Below are 537 nucleotides of genomic sequence, written 5' to 3' on the forward strand. Positions count from 1 at the left end.
AATTTCTAAATATGAGTAGAATTTGTATGTTTTTCAAAAGATATTACAGGGATTTTCCAGTCTTTCATTGAAAATGGTTCAGAAATTTTGTATAATACCCTAGTATAAACAATAGTTAAGGAGATTCATTATGTCAAAACAAGATTGGCTGGATTATTTCGAAGCCGTAAATGGTCGTTCTGCTAGTGCAGAAGAAATTGCTCAAGCACTGGCTGCAGGAGAATTTCAAGAAGAAGTAGTGGTTCCAGAAACCCCACAAGCCCCAGAATTTGTCGCAGCACCAACTGCACCTGTGGAAGAACCAGTTGCTGCTCCACAAGCCCCAGAATTTGTCGCAGCACCAACTGCACCTGTGGAAGAACCAGTTGCTGCTCCACAAGCCCCAGAGTTTGTTGCAGCGCCAGCAGCTCCTCAAGCTCCAGAGTTTGTTGCAGCGCCAGCAGCACCAGCAGCACCAACTGCTCCTGCAGAAGAACCAGTAGCAGCTCCAGTTCAAGAACCGGCCCCTCAAGCTGCTCCAGCGAATGGACCTGCTTT

Annotated in this window: 1 pseudogene; it reads left to right on the forward strand. The window is 46.2% G+C overall.

The window, feature by feature from the left end:
* Positions 1-130 precede the first annotated feature (130 nt).
* Positions 131-537 (forward strand): annotated as a pseudogene (locus tag SPADD19_RS03240) (DUF6574 domain-containing protein); the annotation flags it as partial.

It is taken from the genome of Streptococcus parasanguinis (assembly GCF_001578955.1).
Taxonomy (GTDB): Bacteria; Bacillota; Bacilli; order Lactobacillales; family Streptococcaceae; genus Streptococcus; species Streptococcus parasanguinis_U.